Below are 23,309 nucleotides of genomic sequence, written 5' to 3' on the forward strand. Positions count from 1 at the left end.
CCTGCCGCTCGCGCGGCGGAGGATGGCGCGCTCGAAGGCTTCCATGACCGCACAACGAACCTCCTGGGCCCTGCCGGGGCCCGTTCAAACCCTGGCGCCCGGCGTGCTCCTGTGCGCGGCGATCAGCCTGGCGGCTGTTGGCGTGCAGCGGGCCGAGGAGCGGTTTTTCGGCCACGGCTACGTCGAGGCCCTCGTGCTCGCGATCCTCGCGGGCGCGGCGCTGCGGAGTAGCTGGACGCCGGGCGTTGCCTTCCGGAAGGGAATCGCGTTCAGCGGCAAGACTCTGCTGGAGATCGCCGTGATGCTGCTCGGCGCCTCGATCAGCACCGCCGCCCTGGCGGCCGCCGGGGCGCCGCTGCTGCTCGGCATCCTGCTCGTGGTGGCCGCATCGCTGGTCATCAGCTATGGGCTCAGCCGCGCCCTGGGTCTCAGCGCCACCATGGGCCTGCTGATCGCCTCCGGAAACGCAATCTGCGGCAACTCGGCCATCGCTGCGGTCGCCTCCGTCATTGAGGCCGACGCCGAGGACATCGCCTCCTCCATCGCCTTCACGGCCATCCTGGGCGTGATCGTCGTGCTCACCTTGCCGGTGGCGGCCGGTCTGCTCCGCCTTGACGAGATGCGCTACGGAGCCTTGGCGGGCCTGACCGTCTACGCCGTTCCGCAGGTGCTGGCTGCGACCGTTCCGGTCGGGCCCATCGCCACCCAGCTAGGCACCGTCGTGAAGCTCGTGCGCGTCATGATCCTCGGTCCGCTCGTGTTCGGCGTGGCGCTGGCGCGCCGGGCCACGCGCGGCGCCCCGGGCCCCGCCGTGCGGTTCAGCATCTGGCGCTTCGTGCCGTGGTTCGTGGTGGGCTTCGTGGGCCTGGCCCTGCTCAGGGCGGCGGGCGTTATCCCGGAGCGCGCTCTTGCTCCCATCCAGACCACGACAGCCATTCTGACCATCATGTCCATGGCCGCCCTCGGCCTCGGCGTGGACATCCGCCAGCTGCGGCACGTGGGCGCGCGCGTCACGGCCGCCGTGACGCTGTCGATCATGGCCCTGGCGACGATGAGCTATGTCCTGATCAGCCTGCTAGCCCCGTGAGCGGCCCTGCCGTCCGGGCAAGCCTGCCGACATGCGGGCCAGCCCGGACGAGCCTTCGAGCTTCCAGGTCGGCCGGCCCGCCGAGCGATTGCAGAGCCGGCCTTCACGGGCGAGATCAGACGATCTTCACCGACATGTCCGGCAGGCCCTCGATCTTGCACAACAGCACGTCGCCCTTCACCACCGGCCCGACGTTTTCCGGCGTGCCCGAGTAGATGATGTCGCCCGGCATGAGCTCGAACGCCTCCGACAGCTTGGCGATCTGCTCGGCCACGCTCCAGATCATGTTGGACAGGTTGCTCGACTGCTTCACCTGGCCGTTGACCGCCAGCGAGATCGCCCCCTTGGTGAAATGGCCGACCTTGTCCACCGGGTGGATGGGTCCCAGCGGCGCGGAATGGTCGAAGCTCTTGCCGATCTCCCAGGGCTTCTTCTCGTCGCCCATGGCCCGCTGCAGATCGCGCCGGGTCATGTCCAGGCCGACAGCGTAACCGAAGACGTGGTCGAGCGCCTTGTCCATGGGGATGTTGCGGCCGCCGCTCTTCAGGGCCGCCACCAGTTCGACCTCGTAATGGTAGTTCTTGGTCAGCGACGGATAGGGATGGTCCGCCACCTCGCCGATCTTCACGTTCTGGATGGCGTCGCTGGGCTTCTGGAAGAAAAACGGCGGCTCGCGGTTGGGATCCGACCCCATCTCGCGCGAGTGCGCGGCGTAGTTTCGGCCGATGCAATAGATGCGTCGGACAGGGAAGACCTGGTCGCTTCCCGCGATCGGAATGGTCGTCTGCTGCACGGTGAAGAGCGTCTTCGGGCCGGCGTTCACCTGCGCCTGCGCCTCGGACGCCAGAACGGCGCCCGCGCCGGCCAGAGCCGCAAGGCTCAGCATCTCCCGACGGTTTTGCTCCATGGCGTTTCCTTCAAGCTTATGGTTGTCGTAGGCCGGCGCGCGCCGACTCCGCCATCTGGCGTAACGGACGCCAGCTTTGTCAACGCTGCGTGACGCATACTCGCAGACGCTTGAACAAGGGCGGCTGTCGCCTGAAGCTCCCCCCAACGAACACGAGGAGGGACGGCGATGCGAGGCAGGGTAGGAACCGCGGTGATGGCGGCTGCGATGATGGCCGCAGGCGCCGCGCGGGCCGGGGAGGTCGTCTTGGTCGGCACGGGCGCGGTGCGCCATACGCTCGAGAAGCTGGCCCAGGACTTCAAGACCAGGACAGGCCACGACCTGAGAGGGACCTATGGCACCGCCGGAGTCGTGACACGCCGCATCGAGGCGGGAGAACCGGCGGATATCGTCGCCTCCAGCCGCGCGAGCATCGCCGCCCTCGGAAACGGCGGGAAGATCGTCGGCGAGCCTCGCGACCTGGGCCACGTCCGCATGGCCGTCGCCGTGCGCAAGGGCGCCGCCAAGCCGGACGTCAGCACGACCGAGGCCCTGAAGGCCGCCCTGGTCGCGGCGCCCAGCGTCAGCTATGGCGATCCCAAGGCCGGCGCCACGACGGGCATCCATTTCGCCAAGGTGCTGGAGCAGATGGGCGTCGCTGAAGCCGTGAACGCGAAGGCCAACCTGCAGAAGGACGGCCTGGACGTGATGCGCGAGGTGGCCGAAGGCCGCGCGGTTCTCGGCGTCACCCAGGCCAGCGAGGTGCTGGCGGTCCCGGGCGTGGAAATCGCCGGCTTCCTGCCCCAGGCGCAGCAACTGGTCAGCACCTACACCGCCGCCCTGACGCCGGCAGGCCGGTCGAATCCCGCTGCTCAGGAGTTCCTGGAATACGCCACGGGCCCGGACGGCAAGGCGGCTTTCCGGGCCGCCGGGTTCGAGTAGCGCGCAGCCTCGCGCCTCCCGCGCCCCCCTAATCGGCGTGCTTGGCCGCGAGGTCCTCGATCCGTTTGGTCCAGGGGTGCTGTCGCCGTTCCCAAATGGAGCGGGCTGGCGCTGGAAACGTCGGGTCGGCGAAGGCGCCGACCGCGACGGCGATCTTCCCAGGCTGTTTGTCCGCCCGCCAGAATACCGTACTGCCGCAGCTTCTGCAGAACCCGTAATGCACGGAGCCGCCGCTGTCGGCGACGCGGGTATGGCGCTCGATCTCGCCGTTCGGCAGGGAGACACGGTCCTCGGCGAACCAGGCCTGGACGCCGAACGCACTCCCGGTCCTGCGCTGGCAATCGAGGCAGTGGCAAAGCGACACGATGTCCGGCTCGCCATCGCAGGCGATCCGCAACCGTCCGCAACTGCATGTGGCCTCGCGCATTCGTTTCTCCGAGGGCTTGCCCTGCGAGCCGCATGCTTGGGCAAGGTCTCGGCGGTCGCAAGGCTGGAACCGACTGTTCAGATCGTCGGTGACGCGCCATTCAGGGTAGCGGAGATTTCCGCCAAGGTCGCTTTCTCGGCTTCGCTGACCTGGACCCCGCCAAACCCCAGGAACCCGCCCTCATTGCCGGCCTCGGCTGCTTTCTCGGCCACGTGCTGGAGCCATAGCTTGAAGGCGGCCGCGTCCTCGGGGGCCTTCGCGTCGAGGATCTGCGCAACGTCCCTGAGTTCCTGGAGCGCGCGCGCCTTAAGGTCCGCCGCCTGCGCGCCCTTGAACCGCGATCCCAACCAATCGCGGGCCGCAGTCCGCGTTTGGGAGTTCGACAGGCCGTCCGCCACCGCCTTCACGAGCGGGTTTGCGTTCGCATCCTGCTTGGCCTCCAGCAGAACCCAGCCGCCCGACATGGCTTCCTTCAGGAGGCCCCACAGCCCGCTGGGGTCCGCGGCCGTGATCGCGAGCCCTGCCACCATCGGGCTCCCTACGACGCGCGCCCATTCCTCTGGTGTGAAGCTTGCCTGGTTCGCCATGGTGTCCTCCCTCGACGGCTGTCAATCACGTGGCGGGGGCATGGTTCCTCCATCGAACGCCCGTCTGCTGATCGCGAACAGACATCCAGAAAAAGGCCGCCCCTTCCTGGGCGGCCCCGATAAACACTGGAGCGCACGCTCGCTTCGGGTTCTTAGCCCCGCGTCGCCACGGCCCTGCTCACATGTATTCCGGGCAGCAGGCGACGCAGAGGCTACTTCTTCATTTCGATGCGGACGCCGTGGATGCGCTTGCCGGAGCGGTTGAGCACACGGCCGGCAGGCTGGGGAGCCATGTTCACGACGAGGCAGCCTTTGCCGTCCCAGGTCTCGATGGCGCGCATGACGTCCCGGTTCGGCGGGAGCATCGCGCCATCGGGCGCGACGTCGTGAACAGGGCCCTGCACTTCGTCGAACACAAAGACCGATGGCCAGCGGTGGTGGTGAACCGGCTCTTCATCGTCCGGATCGAGCGTGACTTCGAGAACCCGAAGCGCCTCATTTTCGAAGAGAACTCGGTGGTGGCGCGGAGCCGCGGCGACCGCGTCCAGCTCCGCCGGCCAGAGCGCGGGATCTTCGGGGGCATTCGCAGACTTCGCAGACGATGTCATGGCTCATCCTCCCTTGCCGTTGGCGGCGTGCGCCGTTCAGCAGTTCGCAAAACCGTCCGCGGCCAGGATCCCGGCGGCTTTGCTGGCGGCTTCAAGCGGGCTCAGCGCCTGGGAGCGTGTCGAGGACGGCGGGGCTACGAACGCGGCCGGGAATGAATCCGTGCGCGCCCCCTCCCCTGTGGGGAATTGGGCTCCCGCAGGCCAAAATCGTCAATTGGATTCGCGCCAAAGGTTCCCCAGCGCGCCGCCCACCATGCGCTCGGGCCAGTTTCAGACCCCCGCCTATCCGCCTGCCGCTCTCGCAAGTTCGCCGTGGTCGCGCACCGAGAACGAGCTCGGCCCCGTCGCGATCGCGGCGCTCTTCTTGAGAGCCGAGAAGGCCCGGGAGATCGTTTCGATCCGGAGCCCGAGGAAATCCGCAATGTCCATCCGGGACATCGGAAGCGGGATCTCCGACCGCCGAGCCGACCGGCCCGCGCGGTCCAGCAGAAACCAGGCGACCCGTCCGAGGGCGTTCTTGCGGCCCAGGTTCGCCGCCAGTTCCTGCGCGCGGTGGGCCTGGGCGGCGAGCATGTTGTCCAGCTCGGCCAGGACCGCCCGCTCTTCGCTGCAGGCGTTCTCCAGCCGAATCTTCGGAAACGCGCAGACCTCGACGGCGTCAACGGCTTCGCAGCCGGCGATCTGCCGGTCCGACAGGTGCCCGATCAGGTCGCCGGGGCCGAGGAAACCGACGATTTGCCGTCGGCCATCGGGAAGCATCTTGAACGCGCGCACGCATCCTGAGACCACGACCTGGATCGTCGCCACGGACTCGCCCTCTTCCACAAGGGTCTCGTCAGGGCCGTGTTTCTTCCGGGCGCCCCTGAGCCGGCCGCAGGGATCGGCCGCGGCGCCGCAGATGCCGAGCCGGCGGACTGGGCACTCGATCGGGGCTTTGCGCGCACGTCGATCCAATGAGCCGGCCATCTACTCGGCGACTTCCACGGAGATGAACTGCCGCATCCCGACCTCGATCGCGAGGGCGGCGTTGAGCACAGGCTCGGGCACCTCGAGGCAGCGCAGGAGCGCGTGCAGGGCCTCGTACTTCTCCCTCAGGTCCGACAGCGACGACACGGGACGCGCCGCGAGCTGGTCCAGCAGCTCAAGTCCGAGCAGGTAATCAGGCATGTGGGTGAAGGTCCGGGAGAATTGAAGACAGCGTGACCTGCGCCTACTTTCTTTCCAATTCGTAATTCCGCTGATAGCCGATACGTCTTTCGTTGGCGGATCTTGCCTCAGTCGCGCGATCCCGTCGGCGTCGACCCGCAAGCGACCGCGGCTGCAGGACGGCAGGAGCATCGACCAGCGGCCCGCCGGGACGCGCGGCTTCTGACCTGGCTGTTCCTCCACGCCAGTATCGTAGGATTTGAGCTTTGATCTCGCGCATTGATGGGTGACTTGCTCAATTCCAACATCCCCGAAAAGGGGATGTACAATGGGACTGCTCGACGAAATCACGGCGGCGCGGGAAGCGGATCTTGACGGCGAAGCCATGCTGGATCTCCTTCGGGCCCGACTGACCGCCTACGGCGTCTGCGTCGGCCGCCGGGACTGGAAATCGCTGGACCTGGCGGCCAAGGCCGAACGGGTCAACACTGCGCTGGACCAGTTGGAGGCGCGCTATCTGACCGCCTCGCTCCTGGCCTAGGCGGCCTCCGGAATCCACGAAGCGTTGGTATTGCTGGCGCGCCTGGCTTACGACCGGCAGGTCGCAGCCGCACCGGGCTGCGAAGTCCTGCATAGCCTTAAGCGGCTCTCGCCGTCGTTTGCGCCAGGGATGACGGCGGGACCATCGAGCCGGCGGCCTCGGCCACCTGCCCAAGGGCCAGAACTGATCCTCAGCAACCCCGTTCGAGCGCTCGCGGCCTAGTGTGGCGCATCTGAACCGAATGCGGGAACCCCGGACGGGGCCGGGCGAAGGCGCGGTCCGACGCCGCCGGCCGGCCGGCGGGCTCCCGTTCGAACCTCCAGGTGGACCATGCAAACACCCGTCGAGATCGACTTCCAGGGCATGGAGCCGGTCGACTTCGTGCACGAAGAGGTCGTCGAACACGTGCAGAAACTCGAAAAACGCTATGGCCGGATCACGGCCTGCCGCGTGGCGGTGAAGAAGCCCAGCGGCCATCACCAGACAGGCGGGCTCTACGAAATCAACATCTGGCTCTCGCTGCCGGAAGGCCGCGAGGTCGCGGTGGTGAAGACGCCGCAACTCGACGAGCGGCATTCCCATCTGATCTTCGCCCTCGGGGACGCGTTCAAGCGCGCCGAGCGCCGCCTGCAGGACCATGTCCGCAAGCTTCAGCGGCAGGTGAAGGTCCATGAGGACGCGCCGGTGGGGACGGTGACGCAGCTCTCGCCGGATGCGGAATTCGGCTTCCTGACCACCGCGGACGGGCGCGAGATCTATTTCCACCGCAACAGCGTCCTGCATGGCCAGTATCCCCGCCTCAAGGTCGGCTCGCGGGTCTCCTTCGCCGAGGAGATGGGCGACAAGGGCCCGCAGGCCAGCACCGTACGGCCGCTGGGCCGGCACGGTATGCGCCTGTGAGCGCCGGCGGGCGCGCTGATCACGACGGACGGGAGACGACGATGGCGGACGTGGAACTTGCGATCTCGCCCGAAAAGGTCTGCGCGGTGGCGGCCTTGGCGCGCCGATGGGACGCCAAGGACGCGGTCACGGAAACGGATGTCGCCTCCAACCCCGCCGACGACCTGCAGGCGGCGGTGCTGGAGAACCATCCCGACGACCCCGCCCTGAGGGAGCTCGTCAGCCTCATAAACGGTCTCAGCGAGGACGAGCAGATCGACCTCGTCGCCCTCGCCTGGCTCGGCCGGGGAGACGACAGCGTCGAAAACTTCGAAAGCCTTCGCCAGGCCGCCGCCGAGGCCCACAATACGAGGACGGCGCGTTACCTTTGCGGCACGCCGCTGCTGGGCGACTATCTCCAGGAAGGGCTGGCCCAATTCGACCTGTCCTGCGAGGAGTTCGAGCCGGGCCGTCCCGACGCGGAGTCCCCCGAGGCGTCGGGCGGCTCCTCCGGCTGAGAGCGGGCCGAGAGGTGGCGGTCACGGCGCCAGATCCGGCTCGCCGAAGGCGGGCAGCAGCTTCCTGCGCACCGCATCGCGCAGGCGCACCGCCGCTTCGAAGCCGGATCCCTCGGGCGTCTCCGGCGCCAACGCCTCCACGACGATCGCCGCCTTGCGGGGAAACCATTGGTCCCCCCGCAGCACCGATCGCGTTCCGCGCAGGGCGACCGGCGTCACCGGACGGCCGGTCGCGGCGACCAGCAGGAACGCGCCGAGGCGGAACGGGCGAAGCCCCGCCTCGCGGGTGAAAGTGCCTTCGGGAAAAACCACGACATATTCCCCGCGGCCAACCGCCTCCGCGGGGCCCGACAGGTCCGCCGTGGCGAGGTCGGAGGCGTCCCGAGCGACGAACACCGTCCCGAGCGCACGGAGGAACGGCCCCGCCACCCATTGGGAGGCGAGCTCCTGCTTGGCCACGAAGGTCAGGGGTCCGGGCAGGACCGCCGCCAGCGCAAGCCCGTCCACGTAGCTTGCGTGCGTGGCCGCGATCACCCCATCCCGGGGGATCCGTTCGGCCCCGCGCAGCTGGACGGGCGTCCCCGCCGCCCGCAGAACGGCGCGCGCCACGGCGCGGAGCACGCGCCAGCGCCGCTCCCGGCCCGGGGTGGCCACCACCAGCGGCCAGCCGACCACGCCCCCGGCCACGATGGCGCACCACCAGCGGGCCGCGAAGGCGTAGGCCCTTGCCGCGCGGCCGGCCCGCGCCGCCGCCGCCCCGAGGGACTGGAGGCCGAAGCGCACGCCTTGCAACCACGGCGGGAGACTGGAGGGCGCCAGGCGGCCCTCGAGGTAGAGGTCGCGCGCCGCGGAGCGCCGCAGCTTGCCGCTGGACGTCTTCGGGACGACATGCGGCGGCACGAGCACAACCTCCTCGGGCGGCGCGTCGAGCAGGGCCCCGGCCGCGGCGGTCACGCGCATGCGCAAATCGGACAGCCTGGCCGGCTCGGCGTCGCGCGCCTCGGCCATGACGACGATCTTCTCGGTGCCGGCCTTGACGTCCGGAGCCGAGAACACCGCCACGCATCCCTTCCGGACGCCCGCGACTTCGCCGACGGCCCCCTCGATCTCTTCCGGATAGATGTGCCGGCCCGCCCGGATGATGATGTCCTTGCTGCGGCCCGTGATGAAGATCTCCCCGGCGACCGTGTAGGCGAGATCGCCGGTGTTGAGCCACGGCCCGTCGAACAGCTCGCGGGTCTTGGCGATGTCGTTGATGTAGCCCGCCGTGGCCGAAGGTCCCCGGAACTGCAGTCGTCCCTCGCGCCGGTCCGGCGCCTCGCCCGCCTCGTCCAGGATGCGCACTTCGTGGCCCGGCAGCGGCCGTCCGCAGCCGACGAGCTCCATTGCGTCCGGAGCGTCCGCAGGCGCCGGACGGGCGCGGCCCTCCCGGGCGAGCGCGCCGCGGTCGATGCGGTCGAACACCGGCGCGCGCCCCGGCGGCGGAAAGGCGAGGCCCACGGCGTTCTCGGCCAGGCCATAGACCGGCGCCATGGCGGACGGCCTGAATCCGCAGCGCGCGAAGCGTTCGGTGAAGCGGCGAACCGTGCCGGCGCTCACGGCCTCGGCCCCGTTCGCCGCCATGCGCAGGCAGGAGAGGTCGAGCCCTTCGAGATCCGCGTCCGCGACCTTTCGGATGCAAAGCTCATAGGCGAAGTTCGGGGCGGCGGTCAGCGTCGCGCGATGGCGATGGATGCACCAGAGCCACTCGGACGGCCGCACGAGGAACACCAGCGGCGCCATGATCACCACAGGCGCTCCGAAATAGAGGCTGCCGAGCCAGGCCCCGATCAGCCCCATGTCGTGGTAGAGCGGCAGCCAGCTGACGAACACGTCCCTGGAGCTCGCCTCCATGGCGGCGCCCATGGCGCGGATGTTCGCGAGCAGGTTGGCGTGGCTCAGCGCGACCCCTTTCGGCCGGCCGGTGCTGCCGGACGTGTACTGCACCAGCGCCAATCCATGAGGGTCGGCGGCGCCGGTGCTGTCCGGCGGCGTGTCTCCCAGGTCTTCCACGGTGGCGACGAGCCTCAGCGACTCCACCTGGAGGCGGAGCATGCCGGCCATGGCCTTGCCTTCCGCCGGGACGACCAGCGCTGCGGCCGCCGCATTGCGCAGGATCTCCGCCTGCCGCTGCAGGTGCTCCAGCAATTGCGACGGCCGCGACGGCGGGTAAATGGGCGTCGGCGCCCCTCCGGCGTAGAGGACGCAGAACAAGCCGACGAGGAAGTCTGCCCCGGTGGGCAGCATCAGGGCGACGCGCTCGCCTGGGCGCAAGCCGGCGCGCAGAAGGCCGCCGGCCGCGGCCAGAGCTCGCCGGCGCAGCTCGCCGTAGGTGATGGGCGTTTCGGATCCGTCGCCGCCATGAAGCACCGCATGCACGCGGTCTGGCCAGCGCTGCGCATGCCAGTCCAGCGCGGCGGTCAAGGTTTCGGCAGCCACGGGGGCGCCAACCTCCCCGGACGACAGCATCGGCGCGGCGACGGGGGCGACCGGGTGGGCGCCCGCGCTCAGGGCGGCTTCCACGAGCGTTTCGAGATTGTCGGCCCTGGCCAGCAGGGTCTCCGGAAGACGGACCCGAAAGGCGCGCTCGACGCGCAGGAGCAGTTCCGCACGCGAAAGGCTGTCGAATCCCCAGTCGCGGTCGAGCGAGCTGGCGGGGGTCAGGCTTTGCGGGGGCGGTCGCCCGCCATGCAGCTGGACATACAGGTCGGATGCGACCGCCATGGCCGACCGAAGGGCGTCCGGGAGATCCCGCCCGGCCTCGACCGTCTCAGTCCTGCGTTCGTCCACGACCACGTCCTCGCCGCGCGCCGGGCAGCGACGGCCCGCTCTCGCCCGCCCTTCGGCGGCCGCAGCCGCCATCGGGCGAACGCTCCCGCGTCAGGTCAGGGCCTGCCACGGCTCGGCGCCGCCGGGCCTGATCACCAGGACCGGGACCTTGGAATGGGTCAGCACCTTCAGGGTTTCGCTGCCCAGGATCATCGCCGCGAGCCCGCGGCGTCCATGGGAGGCCATCACGATGAGGTCGCAGTCCCGATCGGCCGCCGCGTCCATGATCGCCTGGTAGGGCCTGTCGGATTCGACCTGCACCAGGTCGTGGCTGACGCCCTGGGCGCGCGCGAGCGCCGCCGCATCGTTGAGCGCGCGGTCGGCCCACTCGCGCGCGTGCGCCTCGTATTGGGTCCGCGTGTCCTCGAGCTGCTGGACCTCGAGCGAGAAAACATGGAACGGCTCGGTCACCGTCACGATCGAGAGACGGGCTCCGAGCGCCCGGGCCAGCCCAACGGCGTGTTCCACGGCGTGCCTGGCGAACGGCGTTCCGTCCGTGGCGGCGAGGATGTGGCGGTACATGGCGCTTCCCCCTGGCCGGCGGTCCGCGCCGCCATTCTGCACAGGAGATCAGGATGGGGCGGCTGATGCGCCGCGATGCTGCCCCGGATCAGTTTTGCCGAAACCGCCTCGCCGGCCGCGCTGCGATGACCCGGATCAGAGCGGCCGTCTCGTGATAGTGTAGGGCTTGTGGGGTGTTCGTTGCGGGCTCGTCGGACATGCAGCCGAACCTTTCGTCGGAAGACGCCCTCCTCCTCGTTGACGTGCAGAGCGACTTCTGCCCCGGCGGCGCCTTGCCCGTTCCGGACGGAGACGCCGTGATCCCATCCGCGAACAGGTGGATCGAGCAGGCGGCCGCTGCCGGAGCGCCGGTGATCGCGTCGGTGGATTGGCACCCAGCCCAGCACCCAAGCTTCGCCGCGCAGGGCGGGCCCTGGCCGCGCCATTGCGTGCAGGGAACGGCCGGCGCGGCCCTGCATCCCGGCTTGCGGCTGCCGCCCGACGCCGTCCTGGTGGCGAAGGGAACGCGGCTCGACCGCGACCAGTATTCGGCCTTCGACGACACGGGGCTCGCGTCCTTCCTGAGGAAGCGGGGGGTAAGGCGCCTGTGGGTCGGCGGGCTCGCCGAGGACGTGTGCGTGCGCGCGTCGGCCCTGGACGGCGCGGCCGAAGGCTTCGAGGTCCGGCTGCTCACGGAGGCCACGCGGGCCCTCAGCCCCGAGGGGCAGGCCGCGGCCCGGGCCGAGATGCGGCAGGCCGGGGTGACCCTGGTGGGCGGTTGACGAGGTCCGCGACGATGGCTCCACTCTTCGCCGACCTTTACCTCTTCACCATGCTGCGCGCCTACCAGGCCCTCGGCATGCAGGAGCGGGCGACGTTCAGCCTGTTCGTCCGCAAGTTGCCGCCGTGCCGCAACTACCTCGTCGCCTGCGGCCTCGCGGACGCGCTCGCGGCTGTGGAATCGCTGCGCTTCGCGTCCGAGGACATCGAGTACCTGTCCAGCCTCGGCCTGTTTCCGCCGCCGTTCCTGGACAGCCTGAAGCATTTCCGGTTCAGCGGGGACATCGACGCCGTGCCGGAAGGCTCACCGGTCTTCGCCAACGAACCCCTGCTGGAGGTGACGGCCCCCATCGGCGAGGCGCAGTTGCTGGAGACCTTCCTGGCCAACCAGATCGGGCTGCAGACGATGCTCGCCACCAAGGCGGCCCGGGTCGTGCGGGCCGCGCAGGGGCGCCCGGTGGTCGATTTCGGCAGCCGCCGGGCCCAAGGGCTCGACGCCGCCGTGAAGGGCGCCAGGGCGTTCGCGATCGCCGGGGTTGCCGCGACGTCGAACCTCATGGCCGGACGCCGCGACGGCCTGCCCGTCGCCGGGACGGTGGCGCACAGCTTCATCGAGGCTTTCGACTCGGAAGATGCGGCGTTCGAGCGCTTCGCGGCGCTCTACCCCAACACGATCCTGCTGGTGGACACCTACGACACCCTGGAGGCCGTCCGGAAGATCGTGGGGCTGCATCGGGCCGGGCGCCTGGGCCCGATCCGCGGGATAAGGCTCGACTCGGGCGACCTCGACCCCTTGTCCCGCCAGGCCCGGGCCTTGCTGGACGAGGGAGGGCTGTCCCACGTCCAGATCTTCGCCAGCGGCGGTCTCGACGAGAACAGGATCGAGGCGCTCGTCGCCGCCGGAGCGCCCGTGGACGCCTTCGGCATCGGCACGGCGATGAGCGTCTCCCGCGACGCCCCGGACCTCGACATCGTGTACAAGCTGACCGAGTACGGCGGACGCGGGCGCATGAAGCTGTCTGCGGGCAAACGCACCTATCCTGGGCGAAAGCAGGTCTTCAGGGAGATGCGCGACGGCCGCTACCGCCAGGACACGCTGGCCCTGCGGGACGAAGGCCTTACCGGCGAACCGCTCCTCCAACCGGTGATGCGCGACGGCGCCATCCTGCCTGCCGGAATCCGCCCCCTGGGCGAAATCCGCCGGCGCGCCGCCGAAGCCCTCGCGCGGCTCCCGGATCCCGTCGCCGCCAACGCGCCTGCGGCTACGCCCTACCCCGTTGTGATCAGCGAAAGTCTCGGCGACGCGGAACGGCGTCTGCGGGAGGCCCTCGTCAGGACCCGGGGCGAAGGACCGTTCTGAACGCGGCGGCGCAGGCTGGACGGACGGCCGCGCGTGGTCCTCCAAGCGGCTGTTCGCGAGTCCACTGGCCGCCGCTCAGGCGCGCAAGCTCACGATCCTGGACCCGCCAGCCGCCTGTTCCGTGGGATTGACCTCGATCCGCGAGATGTTGACGTGGTCGGGCGCGGCGAGCACGCCCGCGATCGCCTCGGCGACGTCATCGGGCTGCAGGTTTCGGAAGCCCTCGTACAGCGCTTGCCGGCCGGACTCGTCCAGGGCGTCCCGGTAGAGTTCGGTCTGGACGCGCCCAGGCGCAACATCGGTGACCCGCACCCCTGTTCCCAGCAGGTCGCAGCGCAGGCTGTCGCTGAAATGGGCGAGGGCCGCCTTGGTGGCGGCGTAGAGGGCGATGTCGGGATGGGGGACCCTGGCCACGATGGAGGTGACGAACAGCACATGCCCTGTCCGTCGTTCGACCATTTGGGGCAGGACGAGGCGCGTCAGCGTGAGCGGCCCCGTGACGTTGGTGACAACATGCGCCGCGATGGCCTCGGGCGGGGTCTCCTGGAAAGGCGCCTTGATCGACAAGAGCCCGGCGTTGTTGACGAGCACGTCGATGGCGCGACCCCTCACGGCGCGCTCCAGCGACTCGGGATCCGCAAGATCGGCGACGAGCGCCTCGGCCCCGGTCTCGGAGGCCAGCCTGTCCAGCGCCTCGCGATTGCGCGCGAGCGCCAGCACCCTGTAGCCGACTCGCGCCAGGCGAATGGCCGTCGCCCGACCGATCCCGCTCGATGCGCCCGTGACGAGCACCGTCAGTGTCATGCGTTTTCCTTCATCCAAGGCGCAGGCCGGCCTGCGCCGGCTTCCAGCATAGGCCATCCGTGGATCAGCTTCGCCCCTGCCCGCCGCGCGACCTTACACCCCGATCTCCTGCGCGAGAGCCAGAAAGCCGGCGACATAGCCCACACTCTCCTCCCCCCGGCGCACGCCGAGGTTGATGCTCTTCTGGATGCCCTGCTCGCCCAGGCGGACAGCGCGGACGGGAAGATGCGCTCCCTCCTCGCGGAGGAGCCAGTCCGGCAGCACTGCCACGCCGCGCCGGGCCGCAACCAGTTGCAGCATCAGGTCGATGGTCTCGGCGGTCCTGTGCTCGCGCGGACGGCACTGCCCGGGCACGAGGAATCGCGTGTAGACATCAAGCCGCTCGGCGCCCACCGGAACGGTGATCAGCACCTCGTCGAGCAGATCCTGCGGCTTCGCGAACCCGCGCCGGGCAAGCGCATGCTCCTCGTGCGCCACCAGCACGAGCTCGTAGTCGATCACCGGCTTGAACAGAACCTCGGGCAGGTCGACCGGGTCAGGCGTGATCAGCAGGTCGATCTCGTGGCCCAGGAGCGCCGCGACGCCGTCGAACCGGAAGTCCGTGCGGATGTCGAAGTCCACATCCGGCCAGGCCGCCAGGTAGTGCGGGGTGATCCGCATCAGCCACCGCTGGCAGGGGTGGCACTCCATGCCGGCGCGCAGCGAGCCGCGCCGTCCCCGGGCGAAATCGCCCAGGATCCGCTCGGCGTGCTCGACCTGGGGCAGAATGCGCTGCGCCAGCGCGAGCAGGTATTCGCCGGCCTGGGTGAAGCGCAGGCCGCGGCCCTGCTTCATCCAGATCTTCACGCCGTATCGCTCCTCGACCTTGCGGATCATGTGGGACAGGGCCGACTGCGTGACGTTCAGCCGCTCGGCGGCCGCCGTGACGCTTCCCGCCCGGTGGACCTCCCGCAGAATGGCCAGGTGTTGGCAGTCCAGCATCATGACTCCTGCTCATGCAAGCATGAGAACATACCATTTTTCGTCATGAGAGCCAGCCGCTACGGAGAGGCGACGCGGCGCCCCTGCCCGGCTCGCGCGCTCCGCCCTGCCAAGAGGACAGCACATGACCATCGCGACTGACCCGAAGACGCTCGCCGCCTCGCGCCGCCTCGCGACCGTGTTCGACGACGTGATCGACCGGCGTCAGTCGAACTCCATGAAGTGGGCCTGCGGACACAAGCTGCTGAAGCCGGCGGAGGCCGCCGCCGACCCGTTGCCCATGTGGGTCGCCGACATGGACTTCCGCTCCCCGCAGCCGGTCATCGACGCCTTGCAGGAGGCGGTGGCCGAGGGCGTGTTCGGGTATCCCGGCGGAGCCACGGCAAGTTACGTCGACGCCGTCGTGGGCTGGCAGGCCCGGCGGTTCCACTGGGAGGTCGCCAGGGAGTGGGTCGTCCAGACCTCGGGCATCATCACCGCGTTGAAGACGGTCATCCAGGCGTTCACCGCGCCGGGCGACAGCGTGCTGATCCAGCCGCCGGTCTACGGGCACTTCCACACCGACGTGCTGCTGAACGGCCGGAGCCTGGCCTTCGCGCCCCTGCTGCGGACCGAGACCGGCTACCGCTTCGACGCGGCGACCTTCGAGGCGGCGATCCAGGACAACACGAAGCTGTTCATCCTCAGCAATCCGCACAATCCGACCGGCAACGTCTGGTCGGCGGACGAACTGCGGACCATGGGCGAGATCTGCCTGCGCCGGGGCGTCCTCGTGATCTCCGACGAAATCCACCAGGACCTCGTCATGAACCAGGCGAAGAGGCACATCCCCTTCGCCTCGCTGGGCGACGCCTTCGCCCAGAGCAGCATCACGTGCACGGCCCCAAGCAAGACCTTCAACCTCCCCGGGCTGCAGAGCGCCAACCTGTTCATCCCGAACCGGCGCCTGCGGGAGGAATTCCAGCGTCAGTACGACCGCAACATGTTCCCGCTGGTCAACGTCCTCGGCATGGTCGCGGCGGAGGCTGCCTACGCCCATGGCGAGCCGTGGCTGGAGGACCTGCTCGCTTATCTGCGCCAGAATCACGCGCGCTTCGCGGAGGGCGTGAACGGCCTCGGCGCCGGCGTGACGGTTCTGCCGGCGGACGCCCTCTACCTGGCGTGGATGGACTGCCGCGGCCTGGGCATGGACGCGGACGCGCTCAACGCCTTCATGCTGACGAAGGCGCGGCTCTGGCTCGACAAGGGGCAGAAGTTCGGGGCCGAGGGGCACGGCTACATGCGCGTGAACCTGGGCTGCCCGCGCGCCACGGTGGAAGAGGCGATCCGCCGGCTGACGGCCGCCGTCGCCGGGCTGTGAGCCCGGCGGCGCGGCCTCGCCCTCAGAGCCTGATGTCGTAGGTCACCCACTTGGTGCGTTCGGCCACCCGGTCATAAAGCCCGCGGGCGCGATAGTTGTCCTCGGCCGTGATCCACCGGATCACGGACCAGCCCCGGGCCTGGCCCTCCGCCTTGACGGCGGCGATCAGGGCTTCGGCGGCTCCGGAGCCCCGCGCGGCGGGATCGACGAAGAGGTCGTCCAGGAAGCCGCCCGTCGTGGCCGAAAGCGGCCTGGCGAAAGCGCGGAAATGAGCCAGCCCCGCCAACTGGCCGCCGTGCTCGGCCACGAGGCCTTGGACCTCATGCGCGGGATCCCGGATCCAGTTCCAGACCCGGTCACGCATGCTCTCGGTCTGCTCGACCTTGTAGAAGGCCGCGTAGCCTGCGTAGAGCCGCCCCCATGCGTCCCTGTCCTGAGGTTCCGGCGACCTGACCCGTACTCCCGGCTGCATGCCCGTGCTCCGTTTCAACCGCTGCCCTGCAGCCATAGCCCACGGTCCTCGTCAAGCGAAGCGGGACGCGTTGGCGTTCGTCCGGTTCCGACGCCTGCGTCTGGGCCTCCGACTGGCCCTACCTGAAGGCGAGGCAGCGGGTCGACTATGGCCCGCTGCTCACATTGATGGCCAGCCTGGTTCCCGACCAGGCGAACCGGCGCAAGCTCTTCATGGACACCCCACGCCGCCTGTTCGCCTTTGGCCCGGCGTGACGACGCTGATTTTGCGCGCCTTCTAGCGGGCCGAGCGTTCGCACAGCCAGCCGAGCAGGTTCGTCCACAGCGGCTGGAAGCCGTTCCACGCCAGGAACTCGTTCGGCAGCCAGTGCGGGCCGATGTCCGTGGTCCAGGCCGCCGTGCGGCCCTGACCGTGGCGGCCGACCGCCAGCAGCGGCCAGCCGCCCTCCTCGTCCGGCAGCGCGAGCAGCACCTCCGCGCCCGGCTTGGCCGTGACCTCGTTGACGCCCAGCACGTACGGGATCTCGCCCGCCACCGCGCCCAGGGCCGCGTGGCCGCGGCCTGTCTCCGTCACCGCGGGATGCACGCCTTCCGGCATCTCGCGCCTGTCGTCCCAGGGCGAGATCGCGACCGGCAGCGCCTCCTCGACGGGCGTGCCGCGGAAGCGCGCGCTGCCGTTGATGCCCTGGAAGCTCAGGTAGCCGCCCACCATCATGAGCCCGCCGCCGCGCGCCACGTAGTCGCGCAGGCCCTTGAGGCGGTTCGGCGCGCGCCGCGAATGGATCCACACCTCGGGCGGCAGCAGCAGCGTGTTGGCTCCGATGTCGGACAGGATGACCGCGTCGTAGCGGTCGAACTCCTCCGGCGTGGACGGGAACCGCTCCGCCGCCACATGGCAGGGCATGTAGTCGAAGGTGAAGCCGCAGCCGTCGAGCGCGGCCATGAAAGGGTCCGCTCCACGGTGGTGCGTCACGGAGGCGAACTGGTCCCAGCCCTTGATGTGGGTGGCGGTGGACGTCCAGCTTTCGCCGGCGAGGAGGATGGTCTTGGTCATGGAGCCTCTGGTGGGCGGGCCCCTCCGGCGCAGGCCGGAGGGGCGCAAGGTCACTTGAACTTGGCGAACTGCAGGTGGAAGGCGCCGTCCGGATACTGCAGCCAGTCCAGGCTGGAGACGGAGGCCTGGATGGTGGCCGGGAAGGTGAGGAACAGCATGGGGGCGTCTGCCGCGATCTGCTTCTCGGCTTCCTTGTAGAGCTTCGCGCGCTCGTCCTGGGCGGCGACGCTGCGCGCCTGCATCAGCAGGTCGGTCACCTTGTCGCTGGCGTAGCCGGCGAAGTTGTTGGGGCCGGTCTTGGTGAAGTAGTTGAACATGTTGCCGTCCGGGTCCGAACGGCCGGACCAGGGCGACATGCACAGGTCGAAGTCCTTCTGCCGCAGCACGGTGATCAGGCTCGTGGCGTCGATCTGCTTCACCTCGGCCTTGAAACCGGCCTGGTTGGCCATAGCCTGGAGGATTTCCGCGGTGCGCACCTGCGCCGGCGAATTGGTCACCGTGATCGCCACCGGCACGGGGGTCGTCACGCCGGCCTCGGCCAGCAGCTTCTTGGCGCCCTGCGGGTCGGCTTTCGGATGGGGGGCGGTCTTGTCGTAGGCCCAGCCGATGGACGGCGGGATGGGGCCGTAGGCAGGCGCGCCCGTGCCGAAATACACGGCCTTCTGCACCGCCGTCGGGTCGATCGCCATGGCGAAGGCGCGGCGCACCTTGGCGTCGTTGAAGGGCGGCCGGGTCGTGTTGAACGAGAAGGCGTTGAAGCCGAGGCCGTCCGTCTGCTTGACCGTGATGGCGCTCTCGCGCCCGAGCTGGGCCACCGTCTGGGCTGGAACTGCGTCCACCAGTTGCACCGTGCCGGAACGCAGGTTGGTGACGCGCACGGTTTCGTCGGCCATGGGCCGGAACACGATGCGCTCGATCGCGGCCGGGCCGCGCCAATAGCCGGGGAAACGCTCGAGGACGAGTTCGGAGTTCTTGGTCCAGCTGACCACCTTGTAGGGCCCCGCCCCCACCGCCTTGGTCGCGAAGTCCGCCCCGAGGGACTTCACCGCCGCGGGCGACACCAGCATGCCGGCGCGATTGGCGAGCACCTGCAGGAAGGGCGCATAGGGCGTCTTCAGCTTGATCGTGAAGGTCAGCGGCCCGGTGACCGTGACCGAGTCCACCGGACCGAGTTCGCTCCGGCGCGGCGATCCGCCATTCGGGTCGAGCATGCGGTCGAAGTTCGCCTTCGCGGCCTGCGCGTCGATCGGCGTCCCGTCGTGGAAGGTCAGGTTGGGCTTCAGCGTGAAGGCGTAGGTGAGCGGATCAGGCGTTTCCACGCTGGCGAGCCCGGGCTCGATCTTCAGATCCGGCGTCATGTGCAGGATCGGCTCGTGGATGTTGTACTGGACCGACAGTTCGAAGAACGACGCCATTTGGGCGGGATCGAGCGTCACCGGGTCGGATACGATGCCGACCGCCAGCGATTTCTTGTCCTGCGCCGCGGCAGGGTGGGCGGCGGCCAGCGCCAAAGCGACGCCCAACCCGGCGCCCAGGATCCGTCTCAGCATCGATCAGTCCCTCCCAACAGTGTCATGGTCAGCGTGTCTCGCGGGGGTCGAAGCGGTCCCGCAGCCCGTCCCCAAGCAGGTTGAAGCCGAGCACCACGAGGAAGATCGCCAGGCCCGGAAACCAGGCGAGCCACGGCCCCATGTCGAGGAACCCGATCGCGTTGCGCAGCATGCTGCCCCAGGTGGGCGCTGGGGGCTGCACCCCGAGCCCCAGGAAGGACAGGTAGGATTCGGTGATGATGGCCGAGGCGAACAGCAGCGAGCCCTGCACGATCAGGGGCGCGGCGATGTTGGGGGCGACCGTGCGCAGCAGGATGGCCCAGGGTCCGAAGCCGAGCGCCCGCTGGGCGTCGACGTATTCCAGTTCGCGCACCACCATGGTTTGCGCCCTGGCGATGCGTGCGAAGACGGGAAGGTTCACCACCGCGATCGCCAGGATGGCGTTCTGCAGGCTCGGGCCCAGCACCGCCGTGATCGCCAGCGCGAGCAGGATGCTCGGGAACGCGAACAGCACATCCATGACGCGCATGATCACCGCGTCCGTCCAGCGTCCGAAGAAACCCGCCGCGAGGCCGGCGGCCGCGCCGACCACGAGAGCCCCGGCTACGCTGAGGACGCCGACCACGATGGAGGCGCGGGCCCCGAAGATGATGCGCGACAGCACGTCCCGGCCCAGGTCGTCCGTGCCGAACCAATGCTCTGCGGAGGGCGGCGACAGGATCGCGCCGAAGTCCGGCGTTTCGGGATCGAAAGGCGCGATCAGCGGCGCGCCGATCGCCAGGATCACGGCCAGAAGCACCAGCGCGACGCCGAGCGCCGCGCGCGGGTCACGCAGCAGGCCCCTTGTCCAGTCGCGGCGGGGCTTTTCCGCGTTCGCGAGAGCGGCGTCGGTCATGCCACCCTCACGCGCGGATCGATCACGGTGTAGACGAGGTCCGTGGCGAGGTTGATGAGCACGAACAGCGCCGCCGTGAGCAGAACCGCTCCCTGCACGACGGGGTAGTCCCGCGCGAAGATGGCGTCGACGGTCAGCTTGCCGATGCCGGGCCAGGCGAACACGGTCTCGGTGATCACCACGCCACCGAGCAGCTGCCCCATCTGGATGCCAAGCAGCGTCACGATGGGGATCTGGGCGTTGGCGAAGGCATGGCGCCAGACCACGCGCGACGGGGCCAGACCCTTGGCCCGGGCGGTGCGGACATAGTCCGAGCGCAGCACCTCCAGCATCGCAGCGCGCGTCATGCGCATGGTGGACGCCGCAAGGGCGGCCCCCAGGGTGACGGCCGGGAGGACGAGCCGGGCCAGGAAGCCGGCGGGATCCACGAGAGGCGAGACATAGCCGGACGCGGGCAGCAGCGGGATCTGCACGGAAAAGAGCAGGATCAGCAGGATCCCCAGCCAGAAACTGGGCAGGGACAGGCCGCAAAGGGCCACGAAGGAGGCCGCATAGTCCGCCCCCGTGTTCCGCCGCGTGGCGGCGATCACGCCCGCCGGAATCGCGATCACGAGGGAGATGGCGAGGGCGGCGGCCGACAGCAGCGCCGTGGGGCCGAGCGCCGATGCGAGCAGGGGCAGCACCTCGCGCCCGCCCTGGATCGAGCGGCCGAAATCCCCCTTCAGGATGGCGGCAAGCCACGAGAAGTACTGGACCCAGAGCGGCTGGTCGAGCGCCAGCTTGGCGCGCAGCGCGGCAAGGGCCGTGTCGTCGGCTTCCATGCCGAGCAGCGCGACGGCGGGATCTCCGGGCACCAGCCGGATCAGCAGGAAGGCGACGAGCGACGTGCCGAGCAGGATTGGGACGAGGCTGCCAAGCCGTCCCAGCAGATAGCGTCCCATGGCCGTCCGCGCCGCCTTGAACCGGTTCAATGCGTCTGATACTGCAGGTGTCGTCGCCGGTGTCAATGCCAGGCGCACGCATTCCAGACGGGGCTCCCGCTGCATGTCTCTGGACAGAACGCCTGCCTCCGGCGACCGCCCGGTCCTCGACGTGCGCGGCCTGCGCGTCGATTTCGGCGGGCCGCCCATCCTGGACGGCGTCGACCTGAGGTTGAATCGGGGGCGGCTCCTCTGCCTCGTGGGAGAATCGGGCTCGGGCAAGAGCATGACCGCGCTGTCGCTCATGGGGCTCCTGCCGCCCGGCGCCCGCGTCACGAGCGAGCGTTTCGCCCTGGAGGGCGAAGACCTCTCGAAGGCATCCGAAAAGGCCATGAACGCCCTGCGCGGAGACCGCGTCGCGATGGTGTTCCAGGAGCCGATGACCTCCCTCAATCCGGTGATGTCGGTCGGGGAGCAGATGGCGGAGATCCTGGAGGCCCATCGCGGGGCCAGCCGGGCCGAGGCCCGGACCGCCGCGCTGGACATGCTCCGCCGAGTCAAAATCCCGGACCCCGAGGCGCGGCTCGCGGCCTATCCCCACCAGCTCTCCGGGGGCATGCGGCAAAGGGTGATGATCGCCATGGCGCTGATCTGTCGCCCGGCCCTGCTGATCGCCGACGAGCCCACCACCGCGCTCGACGTCACCATCCAGAGCCAGATCCTCCACCTCGTCGANCGACGTCACCATCCAGAGCCAGATCCTCCACCTCGTCGACGCGTTGCGGGCCGAGCTCGGGACGGCGGTGCTGTTCATCACGCACAACCTCGCCCTCGTGTCGGAGATCGCCGACGAGATCGCGGTGATGTACGCCGGCCGCATCGTCGAGAAGGGTTCCCGGGCCGACCTGTTCTACGATCCCATGCACCCCTACACCCTCTCGCTGCTCGCCGCCCTGCCGCGCGAGGAGGATGTCGGGGGGCCGCTGACCACCATCGAGGGCCAGCCCCCCGCGGTCGGCCGCATGCCGCAGGGCTGCCGCTTCGCGCCGCGTTGCCCCTTTGTCCAGGAGCGCTGCCGAGCCGCCTATCCGCCCCTGGCCGAGGTCGCGCTCGGCCATTGGGCCGCGTGCTGGCGCGCCCCCCTCGAGCGGAGCGTCGCCCCATGAGCGCCGCGCTGCTCGAACTTCGGAACGTGTCCAAGAGCTTCCGCTCGGGCGGCGGCCTGTTGCGGCCTCCCCGTGTCGCGAAGGTGGTCAGGGACGTGAGCTTCGCCGTCAACCGCGGCGAGGTCTTCGGCCTTGTCGGCGAGAGCGGCTCGGGCAAGTCCACCATCGGCCGCATGATCTTGCGGCTGATCGAGGCGGACGCGGGAGAGATCCTGTTCGACGGGCAGGACGTCCGGGGTCTCGGGGCCGCCGACCTCCGCCGCTTGCGGCGGCGGGTCCAGATGATCTTCCAGGATCCATTCGCCTCCCTGGACCCGCGGGTCCGGGTCGGGGACGCCATCGCGGCTCCCATCCGCCTCCATGGCCTTCGCCCGGCGGCCGGCGTTAAGGACAGGGTCGTGGAGCTCCTGGAGCTGGTCGGCCTCTCCTCCCAGCACCTCGATCGCCATCCCCACGCCTTCTCCGGCGGGCAGCGCCAGCGCGTCGCCATCGCCCGCGCCCTCGCCGTCGAGCCCGAGCTGATCGTCTGCGACGAGCCGGTCTCCGCGCTGGACCTGTCCGTGCAGGCGCAGGTCGTGAACCTTCTCGCCGACCTGCGGGCCCGCCTGGGCGTCAGCTACGTCTTCATCTCCCACGACATGGCCGTGGTGAGGCATCTGGCTTCGCGGGTGGGCGTGCTCTACGCGGGGCGGCTGGTGGAGACGGGCCCGGCCGGGCAGGTGCTGGGCGCGCCGCGCCACCCGTACACGCGCATGCTGCTGGAGGCGTCCCCGCGCCCGCATGCGGCCGTTCCGCGCCTGAGAGGCGCGGTCGCGGGCGAGCCGCCGAGCCCGTTCGCCCAGGCGCAAGGCTGCGCCTTCGCGTCGCGCTGCCCGCACGCGCTGGACGCCTGCCGCGCGGCCGAGCCCGGGCTGGACGCCTACGTGGACGGCGCGCGCCGGGCCGCCTGCATCCGCGCTGCGGAGCTGGGCGCCTGGC

Annotated in this window: 25 protein-coding genes and 2 pseudogenes; 12 read left to right on the forward strand and 15 right to left on the reverse strand. The window is 69.7% G+C overall.

Annotation, left to right across the window (positions count from 1 at the left end; all coding sequences use genetic code 11):
• Window positions 1-22 precede the first annotated feature (22 nt).
• Complete coding sequence (locus tag SLNSH_RS08480; protein WP_106336236.1) at window positions 23-1,087, forward strand: YeiH family protein; 1,065 nt, start codon at window positions 23-25, stop codon at window positions 1,085-1,087.
• A gap of 115 nt (window positions 1,088-1,202) precedes the next feature.
• On the opposite strand, the gene SLNSH_RS08485 is transcribed toward SLNSH_RS08480, so the two are convergent.
• A complete protein-coding gene (locus tag SLNSH_RS08485) occupies window positions 1,203-1,994 on the reverse strand; it encodes a fumarylacetoacetate hydrolase family protein (RefSeq protein ID WP_106336237.1) in 792 nt (263 codons plus the stop codon).
• A gap of 195 nt (window positions 1,995-2,189) precedes the next feature.
• On the opposite strand from SLNSH_RS08485, the gene SLNSH_RS08490 reads away from it, so the two are divergent.
• Window positions 2,190-2,915 carry a molybdate ABC transporter substrate-binding protein gene (locus SLNSH_RS08490; protein ID WP_158266722.1) on the forward strand — a complete coding sequence of 242 codons (726 nt, stop codon included), beginning with the start codon at window positions 2,190-2,192 and terminating at the stop codon, window positions 2,913-2,915.
• A 28-nt stretch (window positions 2,916-2,943) separates the two neighbouring features.
• Here the strand turns inward: SLNSH_RS08490 and SLNSH_RS08495 are convergent, their stop codons facing one another.
• From SLNSH_RS08495 to SLNSH_RS08515, 5 genes are all read right to left on the reverse strand, one after another.
• The gene (locus SLNSH_RS08495) at window positions 2,944-3,342 is read right to left on the reverse strand and encodes a GFA family protein (RefSeq protein WP_106336239.1); all 399 of its coding nucleotides are present in this window, start codon (window positions 3,340-3,342) and stop codon (window positions 2,944-2,946) included.
• A gap of 77 nt (window positions 3,343-3,419) precedes the next feature.
• Window positions 3,420-3,806 (reverse strand): hypothetical protein, encoded by a 387-nt coding sequence (locus tag SLNSH_RS08500; protein ID WP_245422152.1) that lies wholly within the window; start codon window positions 3,804-3,806, stop codon window positions 3,420-3,422.
• Window positions 3,807-4,141: 335 nt separating this feature from the next.
• A complete protein-coding gene (locus SLNSH_RS08505) occupies window positions 4,142-4,537 on the reverse strand; it encodes a hypothetical protein (RefSeq protein ID WP_106336241.1) in 396 nt (131 codons plus the stop codon).
• 282 nt (window positions 4,538-4,819) lie between these two features.
• The gene (locus SLNSH_RS08510) at window positions 4,820-5,503 is read right to left on the reverse strand and encodes a Crp/Fnr family transcriptional regulator (protein ID WP_106336242.1); all 684 of its coding nucleotides are present in this window, start codon (window positions 5,501-5,503) and stop codon (window positions 4,820-4,822) included.
• Entirely contained in the window at window positions 5,504-5,704 is a 201-nt protein-coding gene (locus SLNSH_RS08515) for a hypothetical protein (RefSeq protein ID WP_106336243.1), read from the reverse strand. It lies immediately after the preceding gene.
• Between the two features lie 307 nt (window positions 5,705-6,011).
• Here SLNSH_RS08515 and SLNSH_RS08520 point away from each other — a divergent pair, with 307 nt between their 5' ends.
• The 3 genes from SLNSH_RS08520 to SLNSH_RS08530 all read left to right on the forward strand — a co-directional run bounded on the left by SLNSH_RS08520 (window position 6,012) and on the right by SLNSH_RS08530 (window position 7,621).
• Window positions 6,012-6,224: a hypothetical protein gene (locus tag SLNSH_RS08520; RefSeq protein ID WP_106336244.1), complete on the forward strand. Its 213-nt coding sequence runs from the start codon at window positions 6,012-6,014 to the stop codon at window positions 6,222-6,224.
• 330 nt (window positions 6,225-6,554) lie between these two features.
• Window positions 6,555-7,124, forward strand: a complete 570-nt coding sequence (locus SLNSH_RS08525; protein ID WP_106336245.1) for an HPF/RaiA family ribosome-associated protein — start codon at window positions 6,555-6,557, stop codon at window positions 7,122-7,124.
• A 41-nt stretch (window positions 7,125-7,165) separates the two neighbouring features.
• On the forward strand, window positions 7,166-7,621 hold the full coding sequence (locus tag SLNSH_RS08530) for a DUF3775 domain-containing protein (RefSeq protein WP_106336246.1): 456 nt from the start codon (window positions 7,166-7,168) through the stop codon (window positions 7,619-7,621).
• A 21-nt stretch (window positions 7,622-7,642) separates the two neighbouring features.
• On the opposite strand, the gene SLNSH_RS08535 is transcribed toward SLNSH_RS08530, so the two are convergent.
• Both SLNSH_RS08535 and SLNSH_RS08540 read right to left on the reverse strand, forming a co-directional pair.
• The gene (locus SLNSH_RS08535; protein ID WP_106336247.1) at window positions 7,643-10,522 is read right to left on the reverse strand and encodes an AMP-binding protein; all 2,880 of its coding nucleotides are present in this window, start codon (window positions 10,520-10,522) and stop codon (window positions 7,643-7,645) included.
• 18 nt (window positions 10,523-10,540) lie between these two features.
• Complete coding sequence (locus SLNSH_RS08540) at window positions 10,541-11,011, reverse strand: universal stress protein (protein WP_106336248.1); 471 nt, start codon at window positions 11,009-11,011, stop codon at window positions 10,541-10,543.
• Between the two features lie 197 nt (window positions 11,012-11,208).
• Here SLNSH_RS08540 and SLNSH_RS08545 point away from each other — a divergent pair, with 197 nt between their 5' ends.
• Both SLNSH_RS08545 and SLNSH_RS08550 read left to right on the forward strand, forming a co-directional pair.
• On the forward strand, window positions 11,209-11,772 hold the full coding sequence (locus tag SLNSH_RS08545; protein ID WP_106336273.1) for a nicotinamidase: 564 nt from the start codon (window positions 11,209-11,211) through the stop codon (window positions 11,770-11,772).
• 14 nt (window positions 11,773-11,786) lie between these two features.
• The gene (locus SLNSH_RS08550) at window positions 11,787-13,130 is read left to right on the forward strand and encodes a nicotinate phosphoribosyltransferase (protein ID WP_106336249.1); all 1,344 of its coding nucleotides are present in this window, start codon (window positions 11,787-11,789) and stop codon (window positions 13,128-13,130) included.
• Between the two features lie 75 nt (window positions 13,131-13,205).
• Here the strand turns inward: SLNSH_RS08550 and SLNSH_RS08555 are convergent, their stop codons facing one another.
• Window positions 13,206-13,934, reverse strand: a complete 729-nt coding sequence (locus SLNSH_RS08555; protein ID WP_106336250.1) for an SDR family oxidoreductase — start codon at window positions 13,932-13,934, stop codon at window positions 13,206-13,208.
• A gap of 93 nt (window positions 13,935-14,027) precedes the next feature.
• Window positions 14,028-14,915, reverse strand: a complete 888-nt coding sequence (locus tag SLNSH_RS08560) for a LysR family transcriptional regulator (RefSeq protein ID WP_106336274.1) — start codon at window positions 14,913-14,915, stop codon at window positions 14,028-14,030.
• 124 nt (window positions 14,916-15,039) lie between these two features.
• Between SLNSH_RS08560 and SLNSH_RS08565 the strand changes: the two genes are divergently transcribed.
• Window positions 15,040-16,275 carry a MalY/PatB family protein gene (locus SLNSH_RS08565; RefSeq protein ID WP_106336251.1) on the forward strand — a complete coding sequence of 412 codons (1,236 nt, stop codon included), beginning with the start codon at window positions 15,040-15,042 and terminating at the stop codon, window positions 16,273-16,275.
• A 22-nt stretch (window positions 16,276-16,297) separates the two neighbouring features.
• Here SLNSH_RS08565 and SLNSH_RS08570 read toward each other — a convergent pair whose 3' ends face one another.
• Window positions 16,298-16,747 (reverse strand): GNAT family N-acetyltransferase, encoded by a 450-nt coding sequence (locus SLNSH_RS08570; protein WP_106336252.1) that lies wholly within the window; start codon window positions 16,745-16,747, stop codon window positions 16,298-16,300.
• A 95-nt stretch (window positions 16,748-16,842) separates the two neighbouring features.
• Between SLNSH_RS08570 and SLNSH_RS25705 the strand changes: the two are divergent.
• Window positions 16,843-17,001: pseudogene (locus tag SLNSH_RS25705) on the forward strand (amidohydrolase family protein); the annotation flags it as partial.
• A 22-nt stretch (window positions 17,002-17,023) separates the two neighbouring features.
• Here the strand turns inward: SLNSH_RS25705 and SLNSH_RS08575 are convergent.
• From SLNSH_RS08575 to SLNSH_RS08590, 4 genes are read right to left on the reverse strand one after another with little or no spacing between them, the layout of a single operon-like run.
• The gene (locus SLNSH_RS08575) at window positions 17,024-17,800 is read right to left on the reverse strand and encodes a glutamine amidotransferase (protein WP_106336253.1); all 777 of its coding nucleotides are present in this window, start codon (window positions 17,798-17,800) and stop codon (window positions 17,024-17,026) included.
• A 50-nt stretch (window positions 17,801-17,850) separates the two neighbouring features.
• Window positions 17,851-19,350: an ABC transporter substrate-binding protein gene (locus tag SLNSH_RS08580; protein WP_106336254.1), complete on the reverse strand. Its 1,500-nt coding sequence runs from the start codon at window positions 19,348-19,350 to the stop codon at window positions 17,851-17,853.
• 28 nt (window positions 19,351-19,378) lie between these two features.
• Window positions 19,379-20,245, reverse strand: a complete 867-nt coding sequence (locus SLNSH_RS08585) for an ABC transporter permease (RefSeq protein WP_106336255.1) — start codon at window positions 20,243-20,245, stop codon at window positions 19,379-19,381.
• Window positions 20,242-21,186 (reverse strand): ABC transporter permease, encoded by a 945-nt coding sequence (locus SLNSH_RS08590; protein WP_106336275.1) that lies wholly within the window; start codon window positions 21,184-21,186, stop codon window positions 20,242-20,244. Before SLNSH_RS08590 ends, SLNSH_RS08585 begins: the two co-directional genes overlap by 4 nt.
• 103 nt (window positions 21,187-21,289) lie before the next feature.
• Between SLNSH_RS08590 and SLNSH_RS25310 the strand changes: the two are divergent.
• The 3 genes and pseudogenes from SLNSH_RS25310 to SLNSH_RS08600 all read left to right on the forward strand — a co-directional run.
• Window positions 21,290-21,838 (forward strand): annotated as a pseudogene (locus tag SLNSH_RS25310) (ATP-binding cassette domain-containing protein); the annotation flags it as partial.
• Window positions 21,839-21,968: 130 nt separating this feature from the next.
• Window positions 21,969-22,331: an oligopeptide/dipeptide ABC transporter ATP-binding protein gene (locus tag SLNSH_RS25315; RefSeq protein WP_245422157.1), complete on the forward strand. Its 363-nt coding sequence runs from the start codon at window positions 21,969-21,971 to the stop codon at window positions 22,329-22,331.
• A partial coding sequence (locus SLNSH_RS08600; RefSeq protein WP_106336256.1) for an ABC transporter ATP-binding protein occupies window positions 22,328-23,309 on the forward strand: 982 nt, incomplete at its 3' end. The genes SLNSH_RS25315 and SLNSH_RS08600, both read left to right, overlap by 4 nt.

It is taken from the genome of Alsobacter soli, assembly GCF_003004785.1.
In the GTDB taxonomy this organism is placed as follows: Bacteria; Pseudomonadota; Alphaproteobacteria; order Rhizobiales; family Beijerinckiaceae; genus Alsobacter; species Alsobacter soli.